Source organism: Streptomyces albipurpureus (genome assembly GCF_023701525.1).
Taxonomy (GTDB): Bacteria; Actinomycetota; Actinomycetes; order Streptomycetales; family Streptomycetaceae; genus Streptomyces; species Streptomyces albipurpureus.
On record NZ_JAMQAW010000063.1, the window covers coordinates 1 to 26,342 of the forward strand.

The window sequence follows — 26,342 nt, forward strand, 5'->3', positions numbered from 1 at the left end:
GTGGCGCCCGTCGTGCGAGACGGGCGCCACCGCGTCCGGCCCCTGCCCGCGCCGGGGTGGTGCGGGCGGGTCAGAGGCGCTGCTCTTTGATGAGGTCCTCCAGGGAGGTGCCGCTCTGGGGCAGCTGTCCGGCCGGGGTGAGTCTGTCCACTGCCTGGGGCAGCGACTGGGCGATCTCGTCCGCTGCCTGCTGGGGGGTGACCCCGCTCTCCTTGGCGACCTTCTGGAGTGTGTCGTCCGGGATTGCCTGGGCGATCTGCGCGCCGCTGACGGGCTTGTTCTCGCCGGTGCCGACCCAGGACTTCGCCTGGTCGGTGATGCCTGACTTGGCCAGGATGTCGATAAGTCCGGAGAGGGCGTTGCCGCCGCCCGATGCGGATGTGGACTTGTTGCCAAGGGTACTCAGCAGCGAGCCGAGGATGTTCGCCGCGCCACCGCCGCTCTTCGCACCGCCGCCGCCGCCGAGAAGGCTGCCCAGCAGACTGCCGAGGTCGTTACCCGCCATGGTTCTACCTTTCGCTGGTTCCCGAGAGTGAGGAGACATGGCGCTTCGATCGGGATCTTGTCGTGGGGACGACGACCCACCCATGGTGCGGAAGCCCCAAGGTGCGGGAGTTATCGACAAAGACACCGAGATTCTCTGCACCAAGCACCGCCAATCTCACCCAAACTGCACTGTTCCGCCACTTGGCGGCACACCCGCGCGGGCTACTTCTCCTTCGGGAGCAAGCAAGCCAGGATGCTCGGAAGCGCTCGTTCAGGGCCGAGGAGGCAGACGATGGAGACACCGCGACGGGTAGTGCTGGCAGCCGGCGCAGCGATGGGGGCTGCGGCATGGGCGACGGGCTGCGGTGGCGGTGACAGCTCTCCAGAGCCCTCCGACACCACCGGGGAGAGCAGGTCGAAGCCCCCGAGCACCGAGCCCCCGAGCGCGGCGACAGAGACCGGTGAGCCGTCGGCGAGTGCGGGGGACGGCCAGCGGTTGGCCAAGACATCCGAGATTCCGGTGGGCGGTGGAAAGATCTTCGACGGCCCCAAGGTGGTGGTGACCCAGCCGACGGCGGGTGAGTTCAAGGCGTTCTCGGCCGTCTGCACTCATCAGGGATGCATTGTCGACAAAGTCGCGGACGGCACGATCGACTGTCCCTGCCACGGCAGCCTCTTCCGGATTTCCGACGCCTCCGTGGCCCGCGGTCCCGCCACCCGCCCGCTGGCGCGCAGGCAGATCACCGTCACCCAGGACAGCATCCTGCTCGTCTAGTGGTCTGTCGTCGGGATCAGGCAGGGCTGGCCCGGCCTGATCCCGACGCGAGGTGCCCGGCACCTCGCCCCGGCGGAGGCGCCGGCCAGCGGGGGCTCTGCCGAGGCTCACCGATGGCCCGGCGGACCGGGCCCGTAGCCTGGCGCGATGACCCCAGAAGAGCTGGTGCGCGAGCACACCGTCTACTCCTGTGTCATGGGTTCACGGGCGTTCGGTCTGGCCACCGAGGACAGTGACACCGATCGCCGGGGGGTCTTCCTCGCACCCACGGCGCTCTACTGGCACTTCACCAAACCTCCCACGCACATCGAGGGTCCGGCCGATGAGCAGTTCTCCTGGGAGTTGGAGCGCTTCTGCTCACTGGCGCTGCTGGCGAACCCCAACATCCTGGAGTGTCTGCACTCCCCGCTCGTCGAACGCGTCGATGACACCGGCCGTGAGTTGCTCGCACTGCGCGGCGCGTTCCTTTCCCGCGAGGTCCAACGGACCTTTGTGCGGTACGCCCAAAGCCAGCAGAAGAAGTTGGCGGCGGACATCCCCCGCCATGGCGCGCCGCGTTGGAAGCCCGCGATGCATCTGGTGCGGCTGCTGCTGAGCTGCCGGGATCTGCTGCGTACGGGGGAACTCGTCCTCGATGTCGGCGACCAGCGCGAGTGGCTCCTCTCGGTCAAGCGCGGTGAGGTCTCCTGGCGGGAGTTCGAGCGCGAGATGGCGCGCGTAGCCGATGAGGCGGACCGGGCGGCCACCAGGTCCCCGCTGCCCGCCGAGCCGGACCGGGCCAGGGTGGAGGACTTCCTGGTGCGCGCCCGCCGTGCCTCAGCGCTCCAGTCGGACCCGTACGACGAAGTCGGCCAGGGCGGCGCGGACGGAGGGCTCGTCAGGCAACCGTGAGTCCTGGCGCGCCCGCTCCAGCGCCAACTGGAGTCGCTCCACATCCTGGGCGACTCCATCGAGGTCGAGCCCGGTCGCGAGGCCGTGCTCGGCCTCGGCCTTGGCCGCTATCAACTCGGGCAGATAGCTCGGAGCGGCCGTTTCGTCGAGCAGGGCGGGCAGATTCGCCAGTAGGGCTCCGCTGCGCATCAGATGGATGCCGGTGAGCAGCGCCCGGAAGGTGTAGAGCAGCGGCTTCAGTTCCCCCGTCTTCTCAAACAGCCGCCACTGGGTGCCGGCGAAGCCGCGGTAGTGGTGGGCGTGGTGCACGGTGAGGACGCCCGGCGCCAGGGCGACCAGTTCCGCGTGGGCTTCGCCGGTGTGGACGACGAGCGGGGACAGCAGCTGTTCCAGCACATAGCCGTTGCGCCGCAGCATCAGCCGGATGAACTTCCGTAGGTCATGGGAGACCAGATCGAGTTCGGTGCCGTCCTCGTCCCAGATGCGGGAGCGGGTCTCCCGCGGCTCGTCGAGGCCGATCAGCGCGGCCACCGGCAGCAGATGGGCACCGCGCAGGTCCACATCTGAGTCCCGGGACACAAATCCGTAGAGATGCGCCCCGGAAACGGTGACGAAGAGCAGCGGGTCGGGCTGTCGGGCAACGACCGCCGTGAGATCCACGGCCAGGGGTTCTGTCATGGATCAAGAATCCCAGAGCGCTCCCAGGGACAGCAGGTCACTGCGGTACTCGATCCGGTCGGACCAGGCCCTGGGCCAGGCGCCCGCCCCCAGATGGGCGCCGGACAGCGCCCCGGCCAGACTGGCGATGGAGTCCGAGTCGCCCTGGGTGCAGGCCGCTCTGCGCAGCGCCAGCGCGGGCTCGTCGGGGAAGAGCAGAAAGCACTGGAGGGCGGTGGCCAGGGCCTCCTCCGCGACCCAGCCGTCGCCCGTGCTCAGACAGGGGTCGGTCTCGGGGCTGGGGTCGCGCAGAGCGGTGGCGACCCGGTCCAGGGCCACCAGGCACTCGTCCCAGCCACGGGCGATGAACGCCTCGGGCGTGGGGTCGCCGGCACGGGTCCACAGCTCGCCGAGCCAACGCTCCTGGTAGCAGCTGCGGTTCTCATACGCGTACGAACGCAGCCGGCCCACCAGCCCCAACGGTTCGGCGCCACGCGCCAGCAGAAAGACGGCGCGGGCGGTGAGGTCGCTGGCCGCCAGCGCGGTGGGGTGGCCATGGGTGAGTGCGGCCTGCAACTGCGCGGCACCCGCCCGCTGCTGCTCGCTCAGCCCCGGTACGAGACCGACCGGCGCGACCCGCATATTGGCCCCGCAGCCCTTGGAGTCGATGCGGCTCGCCTCCGTCCAGGGCAGCCGTTCGTCATCGAGGAGTCGGCAGGCGGTCAGACAGGTGTTGCCGGGGGCCCGGTTGTTGTCCGGGGAGTGGTACCAGGCGATGAACTCCTCGCGCAGCGGCTGGGTGAGCCGATGAGCATCGAGCAACCCATGATCCATGGCGGTACGAATGCCCCGCGCCACGGCCAGCGTCATCTGGGTGTCATCGGTGACAAGCGCCGGTGTGGGCAGTTCCATCTGCCGCCACGGTCCGCACTCGCCGAGTATCCGGGGTACGTCGTTGAACTCGGTGGGGAACCCCAGCGCATCGCCGAGCGCAAGCCCGATCAGCGCGCCGGTGGCGGCCTGCTTGGTGATGGTCCCCGTGGTCCTGAGCAGGGTCATGACGGCCGTCCTTCCGGTCGTAGGAGAGGAGGGTGCAGGGCGGCCGCGGTGCCCGCCCGGTAGAGCGCGGCGGGCTTGCCCCGGCCGCCGGTGCGTCGCGGCGGGCCCTCGACGGCTTCGACGAAGCCGGGTGTGGCCAGGACTTTCCGCCGGAAGTTGGGGCGATCGAGCTCAACGCCCCAGATGGTCTCGTACACCTGCTGGAGTTCACCGAGGGTGAAGAGGTCAGGGCAGAAGCTGGTCGCGAGGCAGGTGTATTCGAGCTTGGCGCCGACCCGGTCATAGGCGTCGCCGAGGATCAGCGCGTGGTCGAAGGCGAGAGAGGGCAGCGAGACGTACGGGGTCCAGCTGGCCTTGGCCGCGTCCCCACCGCCGCGGGGTTCGGGTAGATCGGGCAGCAGGGCGGTGTAGGCGACGGAGACGACCCGCATCCTCGGGTCGCGGTCCGGCTCGCTGTAGGTGCGCAGCTGCTCCAGATGGAGGTGGTGGACGGTCCGGGCGGACAGTCCGGTCTCCTCGGCGAGTTCACGGCGAGCAGCTGACCCGGCGGACTCATCGGGGAGGACGAACCCCCCGGGCAGCGCCCAGTCGCCCCGGTGGGGATCTTCGCCCCGTTGGACGAGCAGGACCTGGAGCCGCTGCTCGCGGACGGTGAAGACGGCGAGATCGACGGTGACGGCGAAGGGCGGAAAGGCCCGTGGGTCGTAGCCGGGGGCCTCCTCCTTCTCCCGGCGGGAGGGACCGGCTCCCGGCTCCCGGTCACCGGCGGCCCCGTCGGCACCGGCAACGGAGGCCCCGGGGTGCCGCCGCGGGCCCTGACGGGCCATCACCGACGCTCCGGGCCATCGAGCGCCACGGTTGCCGCACTGCGGTCGGGGAGCGGATCGGCGAGGTTCCAGCCCTCGCCCAGTAGTCCGTCGACAGCGGCCACGGCGGTCGCCAGGCGTTCCTCGTGCGGTCCGGTGAGTCGGACGGTCCGCCGTCCGGTGCGGGCGAGTTCCGTGGTGAACCGTCCGGTCATCCAGGGCCGCAGTTCCTCCCCGTCCCGCAGTCCATCGTCCTCGAAGGGGACCTGTGCGTGGTCGGTGAGCAGCCACAGGTGCTGCCGCCCCAGGGCCGCTATCCGCGCGACCTCCTCATGGGGGTGGCCGAGATAGCGCTCGTGCCAGATGGTGGTGGCGAAGGCGTCGGTGTCACAGAACACCACGGGCGAGCCGGCCCTCGCCGCCTCCTCCTCCCGTTCGCTCTGGCGCTGGGCGATGACGGGGAACTCCGCGGATGAGAAGGAGACCTCGCTCCAGTGGGCGTCGGGGCGTTCGGCGCGCAGTTGGGCGAGCTTGTGCTCGCTGAACTCCCTTCCGTACTCCGGGACGTATCGCGTTCGGGCCCAGACGCCACCGCGCTGCCGGTACTGCTCGGTCAGCGCCCTGGCCATGGTGGTGGTGCCGGTCGACTCGGCGCCGAGCACGACCACTCGCCGGGCCAGCGCCGCTCTTACGGGAGCCCGGAGGAAGTCCCAGCAGCCGGCGGGGTCCTTGCGTACGGCCGTTCCGGAGATGGGGAACAGACTGCGCCGGGGGTCGACGCAGACGGAGTCCGCGTCAAAGCGCCTGCCCAACTCCTCTCCGTACGACTCCGAGCTGAAGACGGCGTCGACGGGCTCGGGGACGGCGGCGCGGAAGACGGCCATATGGGCGTCCCAGACGGCCGGGTCATCGAGGTCCATGGGGATGTCGTCGATCGCTCCCACCACCCGTATCCCCGGCCCCTGGTGGACCTCGCGCATCCAGGCCACCCGGTCGGCGAGGGGAATGGACTCCACTGACGCGGCGCAGACCAGGACGGTGAGCCGTTCACAGCGGTCGGCGGCGGTCGCGACCAGATGGTGGTGCCCGGCGTGTGGCGGATAGAACTTGCCGAGGACCAGGCCGTGCCGATAGCGACTCATACGACCACCTTCGGGGGCCTGGTGCCGTCGGCGGTGAGCTCTCGCGACCAGTTGCGCAGTCCAAGGACGCACAGCGTCAGGAATCCGATGTAGAGCAGGGAGGTCAGATAGAGCCCCTTGTGTGCGTACAGCGGGATGTAGACCACATCGGCGGCGATCCACAGCCACCACGACTCCACCCGCTTGCGGCACTGGCCGTAGGTCGCCATCAGGGAGAGGGCGGTGGTCAGCGCGTCCCAGAAGGGGACGGTGGAGTCGGTGGCGCGATCCAGCACAACGGTGACCGCGATGGTCCCCACCACCCCCGCCGCGACCAGCCAGGTCCACTCGGCGCGGCTGGTGCGCCGCACCGGGAGCCGGTCGGTGCCTGGTCCACCCCCGTGGGTCCAGGTCCACCAGCCGTAGGCGGCGAGGGCGATGAAGACGATCTGGAGGCCGGCGTCGGCGTAGAGGCCGGCCTGGGTGAACAGCAGGATGAAGAAGACGTTGTTGGCGATGCCGATGGGCCAGTTGGCGAGGTGCTGACGGGCGACAAGCCAGACGCAGAGCGCTCCGCTGCCGAATCCGAGGACCTCGGTCCAGCTCACCGGGGTGTCGAGCAGGGTGAACAGCGGCCGCTGCAAGGGGTCCAGTATGTCGGCGAGGCTCAAACCCACCCTCCTTAATAGTCATGTTGACTATAAATGCGAAGTGCGGGCCGGCACAAGGGATCGACGGCCACCACCGCAAGAGAAATCGCCCGCTCCACAAGAGACCAGGTGGGACGGGGTGGCGGCCAGGAGGGCAGCGGCCGGCGGGGCGGGGAACGCCAGAAGCCCACGGCCGTGGTGGCCGCGGGCTCCTCAGCCGAGCGGATCTCTCGACTGGCTGAACTTCTTCCCCCTGCGGGCGGGCTCCCACCTCACGGTGGAGCACCCCGCCCGAAGGGGCTCGGGCAAGGGCTTACAGGCCGACTTCCTTCATCAGCATCCCGACCTCGGTGTTGGTCAGACGCCGCAGCCAACCCGACTTCTGGTCACCGAGCCCGATCGGTCCGAACGAGGTCCGCACCAGCTTGTCGACCGGGAACCCGGCCTCGGAGAGCATCCGCCGCACGATGTGCTTGCGGCCCTCGTGGAGGGTGACCTCCACCAGGTAGTTCTTGCCGGTGTTCTCCACGACCCGGAAGTGGTCGGCCTTCGCATAGCCGTCCTCCAGCGGAATGCCGTCCTTGAGCCGCTTGCCGAGATCCCTCGGAAGCGGTCCCTGGATGGCCGCCAGATAGGTCTTCTTCACCCCGTACTTGGGATGGGTCAGCCGGTGGGAGAGCTCACCGTGGTTGGTGAGCAGGATGATGCCCTCGGTCTCGGTGTCGAGCCGGCCGACGTGGAAGAGGCGGGTCTCCCGGTTGGTGACGTAGTCGCCCAGGCACTGACGGCCATCGGGGTCCTCCATGGTGGAGACCACGCCCGCGGGCTTGTTCAGGGCGAAGAAGAGGTGCGACTGGGTGGCGACGGTCAGCCCGTCGACCTTGATCTCGTCGTGCAGGGGGTCGACGCGCATGCCCTGCTCGGTGACGATACTGCCGTTCACCTCGACCCTGGCCTGCTCGATCAGCTCCTCACAGGCCCGCCGCGAGCCCATGCCCGCCCGGGCCAGCACCTTCTGGAGGCGCTCACCCTCCTGCTCGGCGCCGGGGTGGGTCTTGGGCGTCTTGACCTCGGGCTTGTTGGCGTAACGCTCGCGGTTGCGCTCCTCGGTACGGGCGTCGTACTCGCGGGAGCGCGCCGGTACGGTACGGGGCCGGCCGCGCTGCGGGGAATTGGCCGGGGACTGCTTCGGCCCCCCCTTGGCACCACCCCTGGCCGCGGTGCCACGGCCCTTCTTCGGAGCGTCGGAGGAGGAACCGCCGACGTCATAGCGGCGCTCCTCGGGTCGGGGCGTGCCCGAGCGCTTCTGCTTGTCGTCGCGGTTGTTTCCCGCACTGCGGGGGTTACCCCGCCCGCTGCTGTTCCTGCCGCTGCTTCGCATCAAAGTTCCGTCGTCTTGTCGTCTTCAGTATCCGGGGCGTCCGGAGCGTCCGGATTGTTCGAAGGCTCCGGGAAATCCGGGGCATCCGGGTCGAACGACGGAACACCTTCCTGAGTCTCAGCCTCGATCGCCTCGGCCTCTGGAAGGAAGGGCGCCAGCTCCGGCAGCTCGTCCAGGCCGCGCAGGCCCATCCGCTCCAGAAAGTAGTTCGTCGTCCTGTACAGGATCGCACCTGTTTCGGGTTCCGCGCCCGCCTCCTCGACCAGACCGCGCTGGAGGAGGGTGCGCATGACCCCGTCGCAGTTCACTCCGCGCACGGCGGAGACCCGCGAGCGGCTGACCGGCTGGCGGTAGGCGACCACCGCGAGGGTCTCCAGGGCGGCCTGGGTGAGCCGGGCCTGCTGCCCGTCGAGAACGAACCGCTCCACGGCCCCCGCGTGCTCAGCGCGCGAGTAGAACCGCCAGCCGCCGGCGACCAGGCGCAGCTCAAAGCCGCGCCCCTGGACGGTGTACTCGTCCGACAGCTCCCGCAGGGCATCGGCGACGGCCCGCGGCGGCTGCCCGAGGACCTTGGCGAGATGCTCCTCGGTGGCCGGTTCGTCGACCACCATCAGTACGGCTTCGAGGGCGGGCTTGAGATCGCTCACGCCGTGTCCTTCGGGGTGTGGGGGCTCTGGTCGAACTCATCGGTGACGGTGGCGACGACATCGCCGCCGGTCCAGGAGACCAGGAGTTCGCCGAGGGCCTCGGATTGGTCGAGGGAGATGACCTTGTCCCGGTAGAGCTCCAGCAGGGCCAGGAAGCGGGCGACGACGGTGAGGGTGTCACTCGTGTCCTCGGTCAGCTGCTGGAAGGTGGCCGAGCCGTGTTCCCTCAGCCGGGCCACCACGATCGCCGCCTGCTCGACGACGCTGACCAGCGGTGCGTGGATGTGATCGACATACACCTGGGGCTCCGGCCTGGGCTGCATGGCCTTCACGGCCAGCCGGGCGAAGCCATCGGGGCCGATGCTGATGACCACCTCGGGAAGGAGCTCGGCGTGGTGGGGTTCGAGTCCGACCGTACGGGGGTGTCTGCGGCCCTCGTCATCGAGGCGGGCCTGGAAGATCTCAGCGATCTGCTTGTACGCGCGGTACTGGAGGAGCCGGGCGAACAGCAGATCACGGGCTTCGAGGAGGGCGAGGTCCGCCTCGTCCTCGACCTCGGCCGTGGGCAGCAGCCGGGCGGCCTTGAGATCGAGGAGGGTGGCGGCGACCACCAGGAACTCCGTGGTCTGGTCGAGGTCCCAGTCCTCGCCCATGGCCCGGATGTAGGTCATGAACTCGTCCGTGACCCGGGAGAGGGCGACCTCGGTGACATCGAGCTTGTGCTTGGAGATGAGCTGGAGGAGCAGATCGAAGGGGCCCTCGAAGTTCACCAGCCGTACGGTGAACCGCCCGTCGCCGACGGGCTCGGGCTCCGAACGCGTGCCAGGTCCCCGCGGCTCACTGGTGCCGTCGGCCACCAGGGCAACGCCCGCGCGTGGGGTGTCCGGGCGCTCGGACCGCTCGGCGCCGATACCTGTGACGACGCCCGTACCCGTACCCGTACCCGTACCGGCTTCGGCTTCGGCTTCGGCTTCGGCTTCGGCCAGTGTGGTGCCCCGGACGGGCCGCTGTTCCGCGGCTGCCGCCGCTTCGGCACCCGCGCGATCGCCCGCTACGGGCTCGGCCGCGTCAGCCGGCTGGACACCGGGCGCCACCGGGTGGACAGCGGACCGCTGACGGGCGCCCGGTGGCGACACCGGACCCGGTCCCAGCGCTCGGCGGGACGGACGGGGCGGGTCGGTCGGAGGCATGGCGGTCACAGTCCAGAGGGCAGCGGCATGGGGGTGACACAACGGCTGGTCCTGTCCGTACCCAAGCTCACAGGGTTACGGAGGTCAGCGCGCAGGCTACCCTCAGCGGCCGCGCAGCCGTCGTACGAGAATGCTCGCGTCGCCCCGCTGTTCAAGATCGGCCAGCACCACGGCGACCGCCTCGCGGACGATCCGGCCCCGGTCCACGGCGAGCCCGTGCTCCCCGCGCAGCACCAGCCGTGCGTGCTCCAGGTCCATCAGTTCCTCGGCCGAGACATAGACCGTGATCTTCTCGTCGTGACGTTCCCGGCCACTCGGACGGCGATTTCCGCCCCGGCCGCGACCGCGGCGCGCGGGGGCCACCGAGGCCGCAGCAGCCTCCTGGGCGGCCTGCGGGCGGCGCCCCTTCAGCTGTGCGCCCTGAGTCGGCGCGGGGGCCTCCTCGGCCCTGCTGCGGCGTTCTCCGGTCGTTTCCGCATCGGCGGCGGAGTGCTCCGTGGGCTCGGCGCCCGCGGCGCCGTCCGCCGAATCGTTCTCCGTCACCTGCGCCGGTACCCGCGGCTCCGCGTTCGCCTGCCTGCGCGGGGAGGACGACTGAAGCGCCATCCCCCCGGTCGTACGGAACAACTCATCGGCGCCCGGCAGACTCACTCGGCGTGACACCGGGCGAGCACCTCCCTGGCGAGCTGGCGGTACGCGGCCGCGCCGACCGAGTTTGACGCGTAGGTGGTGATCGGCTCGCCGGCCACGGTGGTCTCCGGGAAGCGCACGGTGCGCCCGATGACCGTGTGGTAGACGTGATCGTCGAACGCCTCGACCACACGGGCCAGCACCTCACGGCTGTGCACGGTCCGGGAGTCGTACATGGTGGCGAGGATGCCGTCCAACTCCAGTTCCGGGTTGAGCCGCTCCTGGACCTTCTCGATCGTCTCGGTCAGCAGCGCGACACCGCGCAGCGCGAAGAACTCGCACTCCAGCGGCACGATCACCTTGTGGGCCGCGGTCAGCGCATTGACCGTGAGCAACCCCAGCGAGGGCTGACAGTCGATCACGATGTAGTCGTAGTCCGACATCAGCGGCTTCAGAGCCCGCTGAAGGGTCGACTCGCGTGCGACCTCACTGACCAACTGCACTTCCGCGGCCGAGAGGTCGATATTGCTCGGCAGCAGGTCCATGTTGGGGACCGCGGTCTTGAGGAGCACCTCGTCCGCCGACATGCCCCGCTCCATGAGCAGGTTGTAGACGGTGAGGTCCAACTCCATCGGATTGACGCCGAGGCCGACCGACAGGGCTCCCTGCGGATCGAAGTCGACGAGCAGGACACGCCGTCCGTACTCCGCGAGCGCCGCGCCCAGATTGATGGTCGACGTCGTCTTGCCGACGCCACCCTTCTGGTTGCACATCGCGATGATCGTCGCGGGGCCGTGGTCGGTCAGCGGGCCCGGGATCGGGAAGTACGGCAGAGGCCGCCCGGTGGGGCCAATCCGCTCCCGGCGCTGACGCGCTGCATCCGGGGCGAGGGTGGCCGCGTACTCGGGATCGGGCTCGTACTCGGCGTCTGGGTCGTAGAAGTGCCCCTCGGGGACTTCCTCGTAGGCGGCGAAGTGGGTGGACTCTCGGCCACTCTCGTTGCCGGCCATGGCGTTCACGTGTAGGCCGTCCGTCATCTTCATCGTGTGGGCTGTCGTCATGTGCGTGGTGTCCTGGCGTGTCGCGAAGGTCCGCTGCCCGATGGAACCGACGGAGCTGACGGAACCGGCAGCATCCAGCCCGGACGACGGGCGCTGGACCCGCACCGGCGTTACCGCTTGACCACCCCCGGGAGTAAATGTCGACTCATTCACAAGTCGTCTTACCTCCTTGGATGTGACCAGGACTTTATCGATAGGTCAGCGTGGCACCATGCCGACGGTTGGCGACTCTATGGCGTGTCACCGCTCCGCAGCAACACAATCCGCCGGACCCGGCCCGATGTGTCGGCACTTCGGCGACACCGGAACACCCTCCTGTCAAGGGCGCACGACGGTCTCAGCAGCGAAATGCATCGGTGTTTCGGGGGTGGGCGAAACGGTTAAAGAGTTACGTTCAAGGCGAGTTGAGCGGGTGCGGCCCACCACCGGATACACGTCCGGCCGGACCTTGCGCTGCAAGATCCGGCCGGGGGAGCGATGTTGACGGTTTCCGTTGACCATCGGCCTGCTGTCAGCCGATAAGGGCACTCAGCTCCACACTCGGCAGGCCGTGTGCCTCGGCGACCGGGCCGTAGACGACCTGGCCTTCGTGGGTGTTCAGACCGAGCGCGAGCGCCGGATCACGGCGCAGGGCCTCGACCCAGCCACGGTTGGCGAGCTCGACGATGTAGGGAAGCGTGGCGTTGGTCAGTGCGTAGGTGGAGGTGTGGGGCACCGCACCCGGCATGTTGGCAACGCAGTAGAACACCGAGTTGTGGACCATGAAGGTCGGGTCGGCGTGGGTGGTCGCGTGTGAATCCTCGAAGCAACCACCCTGGTCGATCGCGATGTCGACAAGGACACTTCCGGGCTTCATCTTGGCAACGAGCTCATTGGTGACGAGCTTCGGCGCCTTGGCGCCCGGGATGAGAACCGCGCCGATGACGAGGTCGGCCCCGATGACCGCCTTCTCCAACTCGTAGGAGTTGGAGACGATCGTCTGCACCTTGGTGCCGAAGACCTTGTCCGCCTCGCGGAGCTTGTTGATGTCACGGTCGAGCAGCGTGACGTGGAAGCCCATGCCCACCGCTATCTGGGTGGCGCTCCAGCCGGAGACACCGCCGCCGATGACGACCGCCCTGCCCGCGTGGGTGCCCGGGACACCGCCGGGCAGCACACCGCGACCACCGGCGGAGCGCATCAGGTGGTAGGCGCCGACCTGCGGAGCCAGCCGGCCCGCGACCTCGGACATCGGGGCGAGCAGCGGAAGCTGCCGGTTCGCGGTCTCGACCGTCTCATAGGCGATGGCGGTGGTGCCGGACTCCAGCAGGGCGTCCGTGCACTCACGGGACGCGGCCAGGTGGAGGTAGGTGAAGAGGGTCTGGTCCTTGCGGAGGCGGTGGTACTCCTCGGCGATCGGCTCCTTGACCTTCAGCAGCAGATCGGCGGTGGCCCAGACCTCGTCGGCGGTGGGCAGGATCCGCGCACCGGCGGCGATGAACTCCTCGTCCGTGATCGAGGAACCGAGACCGGCGTGCTGCTCGATGACGACCTGATGGCCCTGGCGCACAAGCTCGTGCACGCCGGAGGGCGTGATCGCCACCCGGAACTCGTTGTTCTTGACCTCGCGGGGGATACCGACCTTCACGTCGATCACGGTCCTTGGCTCAGGGGAGTACAGGTGCACTGCCATACATACCCGGACGCATAGTGCGCACAGGGAAACACCGCGAGAAGACGCGATGGAGCCAGTTTAATGAAGGATTTCTTGCTGTCTAGCCTTACAAAGATCTAATCTTTCGCCACCCGACTACGGATTTCGTAGGTTGACCCCTGTTGTGGCCGTTGAGTGTCCGGTGTGTCCCCCCGGTTCCGGTCCTTGTGGGGCCCCTGGCCCCGCTCCTGACCTCGGCGCGCTGGCTCATCCGCTCCCTGGCCGCGATGGACATGGTGGGCGGAGCCACCACCCCGTGTGCTCTCGCTCACGTCATCGCCCACCCGTTCTCGCGGACCCTCCGCCGCCACGCTCCCACTGCCCGTCTCAATGCCGGATCGGTCATCGCTCCCCTCGATGGGCAGCTCCGGCCGCGGGTCGTCGTCCCACCGGGCGGCGTTCTCGGCGGCCTCCTGAAGCAGCCGTTCCGCGGTGTGGCGGTGCAGCCCCGCGGCTGCCGGGTCGCCGAGCCGCTCCAGGGTGTCGGCCAGTCTGAGCTGCAGCGCGGCCTGGAGCCGGTCGTCCCCGGCCCGGCGCGCCCACTCCACCGCCTCCTGGCAGGTGTGCAAGGACTCCTGCGGGCGCCCCGCGTACTCCTGGACCCGGGCGACCTCGCTCAGTGCCCGCGCCTGGGCCGGGAGGTCACCGGTCTTGCGGTACCCCGCGACCGACGCGCGCCAGCTGCGCAGCGCCTCCCCGTACCGCCCCGCGTAGGTGTGGACGGTGCCCAGACGCCCGTACAGCCGTGCCTCCTCGGCGCGCTCGTCACGGGCCTGGCGCTGCACGAGCGCCCGTCCGTACCAGTCGGCCGCCCGGTGCCAATCCCCCAGTTCCTGATAGGCGCCGCCGATGGATTCCATGGCACGACCGGTCGCATAGGGGTCGTTCGCGGCCCGCCCCGCGTCGAGGGCCTCCCGGTAGCGGGCGAGGGCGTCCTCGGTGCGGCCGGTCCGAGCGTCGAGATCGGCGAGGTTGAGCAGGGCGGCCGCCTCTTCGCGGTGCAGTCCGCGCCGCTCGGCCACATCAAGCACCAGTTTGTGCAACTGGTACAGCTCCGGGGCGGCGGCCTCGGTCCCGTGGTGCACGGCGAGCGCCCGCACCAGGGCCGCGACCAGCCGTCGGGCCAGGGTGTCCAGTTCGCCGTCGGCCACCGCGAGCCGCGCGGAGGCCAGCAGCACCGACTGACGCTGTCGCAGCCACTTTCCCGCGCTGGGGACGTCGGGAAAGCGCAGGGCGGGTGGGAGGGAGGCGAGTGCCTGCCGCGGCGGTGATCCTTCCGGTTCGGCCGCTCCCCGGCAGGACTGGAGCAGTCGTACGGTCCGCTCCAGCATCCGGGCCCTCGCCAACTGCACCTCAGCGGGTTTGTCGGCGGTTTCGATCAACCTGTTCAGCAGCGGGTGGAGCGCTCCCGGGACCCGGTAGTGCACACCCTGTCGGTTCAGCAGCCCCAACGCGACAAAGCTGTCCAGCGCCGACTGCGCCTCAGGGACCGAGCAACCGCCCAGCGCGGACGCGGTGTGCGCGTCCGCCAGACCCGCGGGCGCGAGGGCCAGGAGCCGCAGCGTCCGGGCGGCCTGTCCTGGCAGGGACGCGTACACCAGATGGAAGGCACGGTTCAACGGCCTGAGGTTCTTGGGCAGTACCGCGGCGCCTTCGGCGTCGGGGAGGGCGCGCAGCTGTCGCAGCGCGTCGGCGACCGAGGTCTTGGGGCGGGCCGCCAGCCAGCCGCCGACCAGGACCAGGGCGGCCGGCAGTCCCCCGCACTCTTCGGCGACGGATTCCGCGGCCTGCGGATCGACGGTGATCCGTACCGACCCGGTGAAGGTGGCGAGCAGTTCGATCGCGGCCTTGGGGTCCATGCCGCCGAGGGTGCACGGCCGCACCCCGGGGATACCGATCAGCGGCCCGCCGGAGACGGCGACCACCAGACAGTCCGGGTCGTCGGGGAGGAGTGGATCGACCTGCTCGGCATCGACGGCGTCATCGAGCAGCAGCAGGGTTTGGCGACCGGTGAGCGCGTCCCGCACCATCTCGCTGAGCTCGTCCTCGTCCGCGCCGGGCGGGGCAGGAATGTCCAGCGCGTCCAGCAGTGCCCGGGATGTCTCATCGGTGGGTACGGCTCGCCCGTCGGATTCGGTGAGTCGCGCACGGAGCACCCCGCCGGGGTAGTCGTCCACGATCCGGACGATGAACTGCTCGGCGAGGGCGGTCCGGCCGGTGCCGACCTGGCCGGCGATCAGCAGGACCCGGGCCCGGGCGGCCTTGCGGCCCGCCATGGTGTCCAGGCCGGCCCGTTCGATGTCGGACTGAAGGGACTTGAGCTCACGCTGTCTGCCGAAGAACCGTCCCGCAGACGCGCCGGCCCGGCCGCCCAAGTCCACCGCCTGATCCGTCACGGGCCACGCTCCCGTCTCAGTCCGCGGACGGATAGCCATCCGCGCACGAGCCACGCCCGTAGGTCATCCGTACGGACGTTCCGAGCGTAGTTCACTCTCTGCAACGAACCATGGCGAGCGTGTCCGATGCATCACCTGATCGGATTAATAGTCTTAGTGATCTTTCGGATAAATGGATCATCGCTCTCACGCGGGGCGTGAGAGCGATGGGTCCGTGCGCGTACAGGGAAGCCCTACGCCTCGAAGGGGCGGGCGGGCCAGGGCGCCTCCGCCCGCCGGAGCGCGTCAAGTCCGCCGGGCAGCGCCGGTGAGCGCGCGGCGGCGAGCGCGAGCACCCCCACCACCAGGCAGTTGTTGTGCAGTTCGCCGGCGAGCGCGCCACGCACCAACTCCGACAGCGGCACCCGGGCGTGTTCCATGTCGGCCTCCTCCTCGGAGACCTCGTAGCGCCGGCCCTCGGCCTCTGAGAGATCGCGGGCGAGGAAGATGCGCACCGCTTCGTCGCAGCCACCGGGGGTGGTGTAGACGTCGGTCAGCACCCGCCACTCCTCGGCCTTGATGTGCGCCTCCTCGTACAGCTCACGCTGTGCGGCGTGCAGCGGGTTCTCGCCGGGGACGTCGAGCAGTCCGGCCGGGATCTCCCAGAGCTTGTGGCGCACGGGGTGGCGGTACTGACGCAGGACCACCACACGGTCGTCGGCGTCGAGGGCGAGGACGGCGACCGAGCCCGGGTGGACCTGGTAGTCGCGGCGGACGACCGCGCCGTCGGGCATCACCACGTCGTCCGTGCGCACGCTGGTCTTGTTGCCGCGGAACGGGGTGGTGGTCGCGGTCACCTGCCATTCCTCCGGGGTGTCCTTGATGACCCTGGCCCTGTCCATATGTATTGCCCTCCCGCTGTCGAACCGGGGTAGGTCTCCGATGGAAGATCCCTACCCCGGTCAACGGTAATGCCTGTGCGCTACTTGCCCGACTGACGCTCCACCGCCGCCTTCACCAGACCGGCGAAGAGCGGGTGCGGACGAGTGGGCCGGGAACGCAGCTCCGGGTGGGCCTGGGTGGCGACGAGATAGGGGTGCGTGGCGCGCGGGTACTCGACGTACTCCACCAGCCTGTTGTCCGGGCTGGTGCCCGAGAAGACGAGGCCCGCCTTCTTCTCCAGCTCGGCGCGGTAGGCGTTGTTCACCTCGTAGCGGTGGCGGTGCCGCTCCTCGACATAGGGCTGGTCGTCGTAGACCTCCCGCACGATCGAGCCTTCCGCGAGCTTCGCGGGGTAGAGGCCGAGGCGCATCGTGCCGCCCAGGTCTCCCGCGCCCTCCACATACGCCAGCTGCTCCTCCATGGTGGAGATCACCGGGTGGGCGGTGGCGGCGTCGAACTCGGTGGAGTTGGCCTCCGGGATCGCCGCGAGGTTGCGGGCGGCCTCGATGACGATGCACTGCAGGCCGAGGCAGAGCCCGAGCAGCGGAACCCTGTTCTCACGGGCGTACTGGATCGCGCCGACCTTGCCACTGACACCGCGGTCGCCGAAGCCGCCGGGGATGCAGACCGCGTCCACATCGGAGAGTTGGCTCTTGGCGCCGGCCGGGGTCTTGCAGTCGTCGGACGCGACCCACTTGACCTTGACGCGGGCCTTGTTGGCGAAGCCTCCGGCGCGTAGTGCCTCGGTGACCGAGAGATAGGCGTCGGGCAGGTCGATGTACTTGCCGACCAGGGCGATGGTGACCTCGTGGTCGGGGTTGTGCACCCGGTCCAGCAGATCGGCCCAGATCGTCCAGTCCACATCGCGGAAGGGCAGGTCCAGCTTGCGGACGACATAGGCGTCCAGGCCCTCGGTGTGGATGACCTTGGGGATGTCGTAGATGGAGGGGGCGTCGGGGCAGGCGATGACCGCGGCCTCGTCCACATCGCACATCAGGGAGATCTTGCGCTTGATGGCGATCGGCACATCACGGTCGGCGCGCAGCACGATCGCGTCGGGCTGGATGCCGATGTTGCGCAGCGCGGCCACCGAGTGCTGGGTGGGCTTGGTCTTCAACTCGCCCGAGGGGCCGATATAGGGCAACAGCGAGATATGGACAACGAAGACATTGTCCCGACCGACCTCGTGACGCACCTGACGGACGGTCTCCAGGAACGGGAGTGACTCAATATCGCCTACGGTGCCACCGACTTCGGTGATCACGACATCGACATCATCGGTGGCCATCCGACGGATGCGGTGCTTGATCTCGTTGGTGATATGCGGGATGACCTGCACCGTGTCGCCCAGGTACTCGCCACGCCGCTCCTTGGCGATCACCTGGGAGTAGATCTGCCCGGTGGTGACATTGGCCGAGCCGTCGAGGTCGACATCGAGGAAGCGCTCGTAGTGGCCGATGTCCAGGTCGGTCTCGGCGCCGTCGTTGGTGACGAACACCTCACCGTGCTGGAACGGGTTCATGGTGCCGGGGTCGACGTTCAGATAGGGGTCGAGCTTCTGCATGGTGACCCGCAGGCCCCGTGCCTTCAGCAGCGCACCCAGGCTGGAGGCTGTGAGGCCCTTGCCGAGGGAGGAGGCGACACCCCCGGTGACGAAGATGTGCTTGGTCGTCATGGATTTGGGCGGCATCGCCAAGAGGGGGCTCCCGTGGTCGCGAGGTGAGGTGTGCGTGCCGGCGTCCGCCCAGTCGTTCAGGGGTGCCGTCGCTGCGGTTGCGGGGCTGCTGTTCTCCACAGATCGGCCACCGGTCCACGGGGTACCAGGGTATCAGCGACATCGGGAGACCGCTTCCGGCCACGCGCACCCACTCCCGCACCTCCCTCACCAGGGGATCACCCTTGGCTCACCCGTTCGGCGTAGTCGCGTTGTCGAGATCGCCACGCGGACCTCTTCGGTGCGTCGTATCCTGCTCGGACACTCGCTCTGCCGAGCGATGCAAAAGGGCGCGCTAAGCGCATCGAGCAGGGCGGCAGTGGGCGACGTGGGACAGGCCACAAGCGACATCCCGCACGTCAACCCGTAAGCCTTCTGCTCGTCAACCACCCTTGACCGCAGCAAGCGCCCCACGGGGCGGACGTGGCCGTTCGACTGGAGATGCACGTGGCCGGGCGCATCGAGGATTACGCACTCATCGGGGATATGCAGACAGCTGCGCTGGTCTGCCGGGATGGCACTGCCGACTGGCTGTGCCTGCCCCGGTTCGACTCGCACGCAGTCTTTGCCGGGCTCCTCGGTACCGAGGAACATGGTTTCTGGAGGGTGGGCCCGGCCCACTCCGAACACGAAGAACCCCCGGCCGCCGACCGGCGCCGCTACCGCGGTGACTCACTGATCCTGGAATCAGAGTGGGACACCGATCGCGGCACGGTCCGCGTAACCGATTTCATGCCGCCCCGGGACGGCGCACCACAGCTGATCAGGATCGTGGAGGGCGTCAGCGGGCGGGTGCCGATGCGCTCCGCGCTCCGGATGCGCTTCAGCTACGGCCGGATCACCCCCTGGGTGCACAAGGTCGACGGACGTACCGTCGCCGTCGCCGGACCCGATTCGGTCTGGCTGGACACCGAGGTGGAGACCCATGGCGAGAACCTGACCACCTACTCCGACTTCACCGTGGCACCGGGTGAACGGATCGCCTTCACGATCAGCTGGCAGCCATCCCACCGCACCCCACCCGCGCTCCCGGAACCAGAAGCCTCACTGGAAGCAACGGCGGACTTCTGGCGCGACTGGGTCGATCACTGTACGTATCACGGCCCCTACCGCGAGGCCGTGGTCCGCTCGCTGATCACCCTGAAGGCGTTGACCTACGCCCCGACCGGCGGAATCGTCGCCGCTCCGACCACCTCCCTCCCGGAGGAGATCGGCGGCGTACGCAACTGGGACTACCGCTACACCTGGCTGCGCGACGCCGCGATCACGCTGTCGTCGCTGCTGCGCACCGGCTACCGCGAAGAGGCCCAGGCCTGGCGGGAATGGCTACTGCGCGCGGTAGCCGGAGACCCGGAGAACCTCCAGATCATGTACGGCATCGCCGGGGAGCGCGAGCTCGGCGAGGCCGAACTGGACTGGCTGCCCGGATATGAGAACTCCACCCCCGTACGTGTCGGCAACGGCGCCGCCCATCAGCTCCAACTCGATGTGTACGGAGAGGTCACCGAGGCGCTGCACCTGGCCCATATGACGGGTCTGGCGCGCAATGACTACGCCTCGCTACTCCAGCTCAAGCTGATCAGCTATCTGGAGGACCACTGGCAGGAGCCGGACGAGGGCATCTGGGAGGTCCGCGGGCCGCGGCGCCACTTCGTGCACTCCAAGGTGATGGCATGGGTCGCGGTGGACCGGACGATCAAGCTCATCGAGTCCGGAGACGCCGACGGCCCGGTGGAGCGGTGGAGGCAGATGCGCGAGGACATCCACCGCGATGTCTGCGAGAAGGGGTACGACCCCGAGCGCAACACCTTCACCCAGTCCTACGGCTCCAAGGAACTGGACGCCTCGTTGCTGCTCATCCCCCAGATGGGCTTTCTGCCGCCCGATGACAAGCGGGTCATCGGCACCATCGAGGCCATCCAGCGCGAACTGTCCACCGAGGACGGCTTCGTCCTGCGCTACCCGACCGCCGGAGAAGACGCCGGCGTCGACGGTCTCGCGGGCGACGAGGGCGCGTTCCTCGCCTGCTCGTTCTGGCTCGCGGACGACCTCGCGATGATCGGGCGGGTCGACGAGGCCCGCAAGCTCTTCGAGAAGCTCCTCTCCCTCCGCAATGACCTTGGACTCCTCGCCGAGGAGTGGGACTCCAAGCACCAGCGCCAGGTGGGGAACTTCCCGCAGGCCTTCAGCCATGTGCCGCTGATCGACACGGCCCTGCGGCTGACCGCTTCGGGGGCGTACGGAGGCTGACCCCCTTCTCGTCAACCGATGGTGGGTGCCCGATCCGGGCGACCGGGCACCCACCATCAGGTTTACGATGAAAAGGTCTCGAAGCCCCTCGAAAGGGGGCCATTATGGCGCCCCAGGACCTTGCGGAGGCGGCGCTCAGCGGTCTTCGCCAACGACTGACCGGCGAGGTCATCGTCCCCGACAACACCGGGTACGACGAGGCTCGCACCATTTTCAACGGAATGATCGATCGGCGTCCCGCCGTCATCGCCCAGTGCGAGAGCGGGGCCGATGTCGCCCATGCGATCCGATTCAGCCGTGACCACGATCTGGACATCGCGGTACGCGGCGGCGGACACAGCGTCGCGGGCATGGCCGTCAACGACGGCGGGCTGGTCATCGACCTACGCCGAATGCACGGTGTGAGTGTCGATCCAGAAGCCCAGACAGCCGATATCGGCGGTGGGGCCACCATCGGCCAACTGGACAGAGCCACCCAGCCCTACGCCCTGGCGACCACCGGAGGCCGAGCCTCCACCACCGGTCTCGGAGGCTTCACCCTCAGCGGCGGATCGGGTTGGCTGGAGCGGAGGTTCGGGCTGGCCTGCGACAACCTCATAGCCGCCGATGTGGTGACGGCGGACGGCGGTAGCGTGCACACCAGCGCCGACGAGTACCCGGACCTGTTCTGGGCACTCCACGGGGGTGGCGGGAACTTCGGTGTAGTCACCTCGTTCACGTTGCGGGTGTATCCACTGCCGGTGTTCTCCATGGCCCTGCTGCTCTTCCTCCCCGAGGACGGACCCGAGGCAGCACGCGCCTTCCGCGACTTCGCGCAGTCCGCTCCCGACTCCATCGGCGGCGGACTGATCTACCTCACCGGCCCGCCCGAGCCCTTTGTGCCGGAAGACCTGGTGGGCCGGCTCGTCTGCGGAGTACTGATCACGTGTACGGGGAGCGAGGCCGAGCTCCGGCAACTGGCCGCCCCCCTGATCGGGCTTCCGCACGAGGGCGAGGTCATCGCCGAACTTCCCTACGCGGACCTCCAGTGCATGCTCGACGATCCACCGGGGCTGCGGAACTACTGGTCTGCCGAGTACCTGTCCGGTTTCCCGGACGAAGCCGTCGACACCTACTGCGCGCTCGCACAGACCATGCCCGTGCCCACCGCGTCGCAGCACATCATGTTCCCCCTGGGCGGCGCCGTCGCCCGAGGCCCGGACATCCCCGACGGTCTCGACGAGTACCCGCTGCCCTGGCGCACCTCGCCCTGGGCGGTGCACCCCTTCGGCGTCTGGGAGAGCCCATCCGACGACGATCCGGCCCGGCGATGGGTCCGCGACGTCCGCACCCGGATGCAGCCCTGGTCGGCCGGCTCGACCTATCTGAACTTCATCGGACACGAGGGCCAGGAACGGGTCGTCGCCTCCTTCGGCGAACGGAACTACCGGCGGCTGGCGGCGATCAAGGCCGTATACGACCCGGAGAACGTCTTCCGGCTCAACCACAACATCCAGCCGGCAGCGTCGGCCTCCGCGGCCGCGGCCTGAGCGATCTCCCCGCCAGGCCCCACTGACCTCGGCCCGGGTTGTACGGGAATGCCCGCACCCGGGTAGCGTCCGAAGACACCCGGAGACCTGTTACAGACCGAGAGCGCACGAGGCGGCACATCTGTGGAGACCCAAGGCGAGCCCCAGGGCGGAATCACCGTACGCCGGGCGCTGGAACTGCCCGGTCTACGCTCCGGACTGCCGGAGATCGTCGCCGGAGCCGAACGACTCCAGCGCACCGTGCGCTGGGTCCACGCGGGTGAGGCACCCAATATCGCCTCCCTCCTCAAGGGCGGCGAACTCCTCCTCACCACCGGCATCGGCATGGGCACCCGCCCCGCCGAGCAGCGAGCCTTCGTGCGCCAACTCGACGAGCGCCGCATCGCGGCACTCGTCGTAGAGCTCGGGCCCCGCTTCGCCAGGCTCCCCGCGGCGATCGTCGACACGGCACGGGCAGCCGGCCTGCCCCTGGTGCAGCTCCATCGCGAGGTGGCCTTCGTCACGGTGACCGAAGAGATCCACACCGAGATCGTCAACGGTCACTACGCGCTGCTGCGACGTGCCGAAGAAGTACACCGACGCTGCACCGAGGTACTGCTCGGCGGTGGCGGAGTCCCCCAGGTCCTCCGCATTCTCGCGGACTTCACCGCCAACCCGATCTTCCTTGAAACGCCCGACGGACAACTCCTCTACGCCGCCGGCCCGGCCTCCGAGCAGACCGGGGCCGACCCCCTCCAGGTGTGGGACGGGGTCCGCGGACAGCGGGCCGCACGGGAGTCACCACCCGCGGGAACCGTGGTCGTGGACGTCCCGGGCGGCGGAGCGGGCGCCGCAGCCGTACGGGCCAGACTGGTGCTGCCAGCCGTCGGGACGCCCCTGCTGACCGTGCACCGCATGGCGGCGGAACGCGCGGCGGGACTCCTCGCCGTGGTCCTCATGCAGGCACGCCAGGAGGAGGAGCTCGCGGCCCGCGGACGCGGCGACTTCCTCACCGATCTCGCCGAAGGCCGCATCACCGCGGAAGCCGCCCCGGCACAAGCCAGAGTGCTGGGCTTCAAACCGGGCGACGGGCCGCTCATGCCGATCGTCATGCGCCTCACCGCGGACCTCGCCCCCTCCGGGAACTGGGCCCTACTGGCCCGGGCCGTGCTGGAGGAACTCTCGGCGGTGGGGGTACCGGTCCTGCTGGGCGTACGCCCGGTGGAAGGCCGGGTACCCCTCCTGGTGGGGCTGAGAGCCGACTCCGAACGCTCCACCGTCGCCGACCGGGTGGCGGTGGCCCTGCGGACAGGCGTCGAGCGGGCCGGGCTGGAACGTGCGGGGGCCCATCCACCGGTCATCGTGGTGGGGATGGCGGGCGGCTGGGCGGCCGCCTCCGCCGGACTGCGCCACGCGGCCGAAACCGCGACGGCAGCCCAAGGCCTGAGCGACCGGCCCTGGTACGACGCTCGCCGCCTCGACACGGACCTACTGCTCTGGCGGCTACGAGACCATCCCGACCTGGCTGCCTTCGTGGAACGCACCATCGGCCCCCTCCGAGACCACGACGCCACCTCCCGCCCACCGCTCCTACCCACCCTTGAGACCTACTTGGAACACGCGGGCCGCAAGGCCGAGACCGCCCGCGAGCTGCACCTCAACCGCCAGACTCTCTACAACCGTCTGGCCCGCATATCCGAACTCCTGGGCACAGACCTGGACGACCCCCAAACGGTCCTGGCCCTCAGCCTGGCCCTCAGAGCCCGCCGCCACGCGGGGTGATGCCCCTTGGCGGGGCTGCTGGTGCCGGGGGGCTTGAGTACCCGGGCTGTACGTCCCTGCCCCTGTTGTCCTCACCCGGGGTGGAGGGTTCCGTCCTCAAACGCCGGATAGGCTGACGTTGCCCCCTGGCAGGGAGCCTGGTTTGGCGGGGCTGCTGGTGCCAGGGGTCTTGAGTACCCGGGCTGTACGTCCCTGCCCCTGTTGTCCTCACCCGGGGTGGAGGGTTCCGTCCTCAAACGCCGGACAGGCTGACGTTGCCCCCTGGCGAGGGGCCTGTGTCAGCAGGTCTGCTGGTACCCGAACCCCTTGAGCACCCGGGCTGGGCGCCCCCGGTCCTGGATGTCCTCACCCGAGGTGGAGGGTTCCGTCCTCAAACGCCGGACGGGCTGGGGGTGGGTGCTGTGTCGGGGTGCTTGTTTTGGTGTGGGCTGCCCGGGGCGGGGTTTTGGGTTTCCTGTCGTGAGGGGTCTTGTCCTGTGGTGGTTGGGGGGTGCTATCGGGGGTGACTCCTCAGCGTCGACGGCCTGAAGCGGCTCCGAGCCGATGAGGCTGTCTTGCCGTCGATCGCTTCCGGGGACACCCCCTGCGCGCCCCCACGCCGAGACTTGCTCTCGTTGCCCCTGGGGTCCCTGCCCTGTCAAGGAACAAGAGGCAGGCCGCTCATACCGGCCCTGCCGCAACGGCCAGAGGAACCCCTGATGCCGGCGAGCGGCGCATCAATGCCCTTCGCCAAGGACGAGGGATTGGGTTGGGCGATCTTCTTGGCGTAGTAAGTCGGTGAGGTCGGGCGCCCCATTGCGGAGCCGCCAAGAACGCAATGCGGAACTGGCTGTGCCTCATCAAGGGGAAAGGGGAAGGGCGAGCGATCCTCAATCCCTGCGGGAGCGGGGCTGTTCCCATGCCCTTCGGCGTGGGCAGCGCTGACAGACTGCCTCGCTGGAAACTGCGGCCCTTGAGGGGTGCGCTCCCTAGCTGGCGTCTGATCGCTTATCCAACCGCCCACCCTTCGCGGAAGTGGGGATGGTTGTAGCGGTGAGCTGATCCCCAAGCCCTGTTGCTCGGCAGGGCAAGTCCTAGATCAAGAACTTCGCAGGACCACATCGGCGATGGGGAGCAGCTTCCGAGCACCGGAATCACTGCTGGGGTTTGCTGAAGAGCCTTGCCAGCGTCTACCAAGTGACAGCAGGTCGACGATTCAGGCGTGCCTCACCCAAGTCCGTTGCGGCAGGGTCGGTATGAGCGGCCTGTCTCTGGTTCCTTGACAGGGCAGGGACCCGGGGGCAAGGGATGCAAGTGTCGGATGGGGGCGCGCAGGGGGTGTCCCCGGAAGCGATCGACGGCAAGGCCCGCACGCCGGAACGGAGTCGCTTCAGGCCGTCGACGCTGAGGAGTCACCCCCGATAGCACCCCCCAACCACCACAGAACAAGACCCTCACGACAGGAAACCCAAAACCCCGCCCCGGGCAGCCCGCACCAAAACAAGCACCCCGACACAGCACCCACCCCCAGCCCGTCCGGCGTTTGAGGACGGAACCCCCACCCCAGGTGAGGACACCCAGGAACAGGGCCGCCCACCCCAGGCACTCAAGACCCCTGGCACCAGCAGCCCCGCCAAGGGGCACCCCCAGGGGCGACAGCCCCAAACTCAGCGCGTCAACTCGTCGTACACGCTCAACACCTGCGCCACCGTCTCGTCCTCCGTCTGCCAGGTCGACGCCTGTACCCGCCCTGCCCGGGCCAGCTCCCCCCGGCGCGAGGCGTCGGACAGGAGGCGGGTCACCGCGTCCCCCAGGGCCGGGGCATCTCCGTAGGGGATCAGTTCGGCCGCGTCTCCGACGAGTTCGGGCACGCCCCCTACCGCGGTCGCCACCAGGGGCACTCCCAGGCGCAGCGCCTCCTGGGCCAGTACCGAGCGGGCCTCCCAGCGGCTGGGGAGCACGGCGATGTCCGCTGCGGCGAGAAAGTCGCTGATGTCCTCGCGGCGGCCCACCAGGCGTACCGGCAGATCTTCCGCCGCGATGCGCTGCTGGAGGGCGTCCCGCTCCGGTCCCTCGCCCGCGATCACCACCAGGGGTACCGGGTCCAGCTTTCGCCATTGGTCGGCCGCGTCGAGCAGGGTCTCGTATCCCCGGTGGGCGTCCAGGCTGCCGACCGCCATGATCAGTGGTCGGTCGGCCACCCCCAGTTCGGCCCGGGTCCGGTCCTCCACCGCGCAGGAGCAGCCCCGGGGGGCGGGGAGGGAGGCTGGTGCCAGGCGGGCGTCGCGGGCTCCGTAGCGGCGGGCCCGGTCGACCAGTTCCGAGCAGCTACCGAGGACGACGGCCGCCGCCTGGGCCGTCCTGCGTTCCAGCAGCCGCAGCAGGTGCCCGCGGGCGCCCCCGTGGTGGGCACGGGTGTGCCAGGTGACGACGAGCGGAACGGGCCGTCCGCGGAGCGCCAGTGCGGCCCGGATGGCGGCGTGCAACCCGTGGGCGTGCACCAGATCGGCCTCGGCGCAGAATGCGCGGAGGGCTCCGACGGCCGCCGGGTCACTGCGGCACGGGACGGACGCGAAGTGGACCCCGGTGTCGGGGAAGTCATAGAGGCGGTTCAGTTCGGCCGGGGCGCACACGGTCACCTGCACACCCCGCGCCACTAGCCCCGCGGCCAGTGATCGGACGTGCGCGCTACTGCCCGCGCTGCCGCCGCCCAGTACCTGGACCGTACGCAGCTGTGTCACTTGC

21 protein-coding genes are annotated in these 26,342 nt (G+C 69.2%); 5 read left to right on the plus strand and 16 right to left on the minus strand.

The genetic code is table 11. The features are described from left to right. Positions 1-70: 70 nt before the first annotated feature. On the minus strand, positions 71-544 hold the full coding sequence (locus NBG84_RS33725) for a YidB family protein (RefSeq protein ID WP_425608742.1): 474 nt from the start codon (positions 542-544) through the stop codon (positions 71-73). Between the two features lie 234 nt (positions 545-778). On the opposite strand from NBG84_RS33725, the gene NBG84_RS33730 reads away from it, so the two are divergent. Together NBG84_RS33730 and NBG84_RS33735 are read left to right on the plus strand one after the other, a co-directional pair. Next, the gene (locus NBG84_RS33730) at positions 779-1,261 is read left to right on the plus strand and encodes a Rieske (2Fe-2S) protein (protein WP_250923485.1); all 483 of its coding nucleotides are present in this window, start codon (positions 779-781) and stop codon (positions 1,259-1,261) included. A gap of 147 nt (positions 1,262-1,408) precedes the next feature. Next, positions 1,409-2,152: a nucleotidyltransferase domain-containing protein gene (locus tag NBG84_RS33735; protein ID WP_250923486.1), complete on the plus strand. Its 744-nt coding sequence runs from the start codon at positions 1,409-1,411 to the stop codon at positions 2,150-2,152. Here the strand turns inward: NBG84_RS33735 and NBG84_RS33740 are convergent. The 14 genes from NBG84_RS33740 to pyrG form a co-directional block, all read right to left on the minus strand. Next, entirely contained in the window at positions 2,078-2,830 is a 753-nt protein-coding gene (locus NBG84_RS33740) for a nucleotidyltransferase domain-containing protein (RefSeq protein WP_250923487.1), read from the minus strand. The two genes, NBG84_RS33735 and NBG84_RS33740, sit on opposite strands and share 75 nt — an antisense overlap. Positions 2,831-2,833: 3 nt before the next feature. Further along, complete coding sequence (locus NBG84_RS33745) at positions 2,834-3,868, minus strand: ADP-ribosylglycohydrolase family protein (protein WP_250923488.1); 1,035 nt, start codon at positions 3,866-3,868, stop codon at positions 2,834-2,836. Continuing rightward, the gene (locus NBG84_RS33750) at positions 3,865-4,695 is read right to left on the minus strand and encodes an NUDIX hydrolase (protein ID WP_250923489.1); all 831 of its coding nucleotides are present in this window, start codon (positions 4,693-4,695) and stop codon (positions 3,865-3,867) included. Before NBG84_RS33750 ends, NBG84_RS33745 begins: the two co-directional genes overlap by 4 nt. Next, entirely contained in the window at positions 4,695-5,816 is a 1,122-nt protein-coding gene (locus NBG84_RS33755) for an AAA family ATPase (protein WP_250923490.1), read from the minus strand. The genes NBG84_RS33750 and NBG84_RS33755 overlap by 1 nt, the downstream gene beginning before the upstream one ends. Further along, complete coding sequence (gene pnuC, locus NBG84_RS33760) at positions 5,813-6,466, minus strand: nicotinamide riboside transporter PnuC (protein ID WP_250923491.1); 654 nt, start codon at positions 6,464-6,466, stop codon at positions 5,813-5,815. Before pnuC ends, NBG84_RS33755 begins: the two co-directional genes overlap by 4 nt. Before the next feature lie 292 nt (positions 6,467-6,758). Further along, entirely contained in the window at positions 6,759-7,826 is a 1,068-nt protein-coding gene (locus NBG84_RS33765; protein ID WP_250923492.1) for a pseudouridine synthase, read from the minus strand. After that, entirely contained in the window at positions 7,826-8,473 is a 648-nt protein-coding gene (gene scpB / locus NBG84_RS33770; RefSeq protein WP_425608743.1) for an SMC-Scp complex subunit ScpB, read from the minus strand. Before scpB ends, NBG84_RS33765 begins: the two co-directional genes overlap by 1 nt. Further along, on the minus strand, positions 8,470-9,663 hold the full coding sequence (locus tag NBG84_RS33775; RefSeq protein WP_250923493.1) for a segregation and condensation protein A: 1,194 nt from the start codon (positions 9,661-9,663) through the stop codon (positions 8,470-8,472). Before NBG84_RS33775 ends, scpB begins: the two co-directional genes overlap by 4 nt. A gap of 102 nt (positions 9,664-9,765) precedes the next feature. Beyond that, on the minus strand, positions 9,766-10,314 hold the full coding sequence (locus tag NBG84_RS33780; RefSeq protein ID WP_250923512.1) for a hypothetical protein: 549 nt from the start codon (positions 10,312-10,314) through the stop codon (positions 9,766-9,768). Next, positions 10,311-11,354 carry a ParA family protein gene (locus NBG84_RS33785; protein WP_425608744.1) on the minus strand — a complete coding sequence of 348 codons (1,044 nt, stop codon included), beginning with the start codon at positions 11,352-11,354 and terminating at the stop codon, positions 10,311-10,313. Before NBG84_RS33785 ends, NBG84_RS33780 begins: the two co-directional genes overlap by 4 nt. A 511-nt stretch (positions 11,355-11,865) precedes the next feature. Continuing rightward, entirely contained in the window at positions 11,866-12,981 is a 1,116-nt protein-coding gene (gene ald / locus NBG84_RS33790; RefSeq protein WP_250923514.1) for an alanine dehydrogenase, read from the minus strand. A 143-nt stretch (positions 12,982-13,124) separates the two neighbouring features. Continuing rightward, a complete protein-coding gene (locus NBG84_RS33795) occupies positions 13,125-15,443 on the minus strand; it encodes a tetratricopeptide repeat protein (protein ID WP_250923494.1) in 2,319 nt (772 codons plus the stop codon). A gap of 233 nt (positions 15,444-15,676) precedes the next feature. Beyond that, positions 15,677-16,324, minus strand: coding sequence for an NUDIX domain-containing protein (locus tag NBG84_RS33800; protein ID WP_250923495.1), 648 nt, complete (start codon positions 16,322-16,324; stop codon positions 15,677-15,679). Positions 16,325-16,404: 80 nt separating this feature from the next. Continuing rightward, a complete protein-coding gene (gene pyrG, locus NBG84_RS33805) occupies positions 16,405-18,054 on the minus strand; it encodes a CTP synthase (protein ID WP_250923496.1) in 1,650 nt (549 codons plus the stop codon). 471 nt (positions 18,055-18,525) lie between these two features. Between pyrG and NBG84_RS33810 the strand changes: the two genes are divergently transcribed. The 3 genes from NBG84_RS33810 to NBG84_RS33820 all read left to right on the plus strand — a co-directional run bounded on the left by NBG84_RS33810 (position 18,526) and on the right by NBG84_RS33820 (position 23,618). Continuing rightward, positions 18,526-20,328 (plus strand): glycoside hydrolase family 15 protein, encoded by a 1,803-nt coding sequence (locus tag NBG84_RS33810; protein ID WP_250923515.1) that lies wholly within the window; start codon positions 18,526-18,528, stop codon positions 20,326-20,328. Positions 20,329-20,432: 104 nt separating this feature from the next. Beyond that, positions 20,433-21,857, plus strand: a complete 1,425-nt coding sequence (locus NBG84_RS33815) for an FAD-binding oxidoreductase (RefSeq protein ID WP_250923497.1) — start codon at positions 20,433-20,435, stop codon at positions 21,855-21,857. 123 nt (positions 21,858-21,980) lie between these two features. Next, positions 21,981-23,618 (plus strand): PucR family transcriptional regulator, encoded by a 1,638-nt coding sequence (locus tag NBG84_RS33820; protein ID WP_250923498.1) that lies wholly within the window; start codon positions 21,981-21,983, stop codon positions 23,616-23,618. A gap of 1,646 nt (positions 23,619-25,264) precedes the next feature. On the opposite strand, the gene NBG84_RS33825 is transcribed toward NBG84_RS33820, so the two are convergent. Then, positions 25,265-26,338, minus strand: a complete 1,074-nt coding sequence (locus NBG84_RS33825; RefSeq protein WP_250923499.1) for a glycosyltransferase family 4 protein — start codon at positions 26,336-26,338, stop codon at positions 25,265-25,267. Positions 26,339-26,342: the final 4 nt, after the last annotated feature.

What these genes read in the sequence shown, in the direction of transcription:
- NBG84_RS33725 (WP_425608742.1), bottom strand. Translation starts at nt 544, where the DNA reads ATGTCTCCTCACTCTCGGGAACCAGCGAAAGGTAGAACCATGGCGGGT.
- NBG84_RS33750 (WP_250923489.1), bottom strand. Translation starts at nt 4,695, where the DNA reads ATGGCCCGTCAGGGCCCGCGGCGGCACCCCGGGGCCTCCGTTGCCGGT.
- NBG84_RS33765 (WP_250923492.1), bottom strand. Translation starts at nt 7,826, where the DNA reads ATGCGAAGCAGCGGCAGGAACAGCAGCGGGCGGGGTAACCCCCGCAGT.
- NBG84_RS33785 (WP_425608744.1), bottom strand. Translation starts at nt 11,354, where the DNA reads ATGACGACAGCCCACACGATGAAGATGACGGACGGCCTACACGTGAAC.
- NBG84_RS33735 (WP_250923486.1), top strand. Translation starts at nt 1,409, where the DNA reads ATGACCCCAGAAGAGCTGGTGCGCGAGCACACCGTCTACTCCTGTGTC.
- pyrG (WP_250923496.1), bottom strand. Translation starts at nt 18,054, where the DNA reads ATGCCGCCCAAATCCATGACGACCAAGCACATCTTCGTCACCGGGGGT.
- NBG84_RS33755 (WP_250923490.1), bottom strand. Translation starts at nt 5,816, where the DNA reads ATGAGTCGCTATCGGCACGGCCTGGTCCTCGGCAAGTTCTATCCGCCA.
- NBG84_RS33815 (WP_250923497.1), top strand. Translation starts at nt 20,433, where the DNA reads ATGGCGCCCCAGGACCTTGCGGAGGCGGCGCTCAGCGGTCTTCGCCAA.
- NBG84_RS33775 (WP_250923493.1), bottom strand. Translation starts at nt 9,663, where the DNA reads ATGCCTCCGACCGACCCGCCCCGTCCGTCCCGCCGAGCGCTGGGACCG.
- NBG84_RS33730 (WP_250923485.1), top strand. Translation starts at nt 779, where the DNA reads ATGGAGACACCGCGACGGGTAGTGCTGGCAGCCGGCGCAGCGATGGGG.
- NBG84_RS33740 (WP_250923487.1), bottom strand. Translation starts at nt 2,830, where the DNA reads ATGACAGAACCCCTGGCCGTGGATCTCACGGCGGTCGTTGCCCGACAG.
- NBG84_RS33800 (WP_250923495.1), bottom strand. Translation starts at nt 16,324, where the DNA reads ATGGACAGGGCCAGGGTCATCAAGGACACCCCGGAGGAATGGCAGGTG.
- NBG84_RS33745 (WP_250923488.1), bottom strand. Translation starts at nt 3,868, where the DNA reads ATGACCCTGCTCAGGACCACGGGGACCATCACCAAGCAGGCCGCCACC.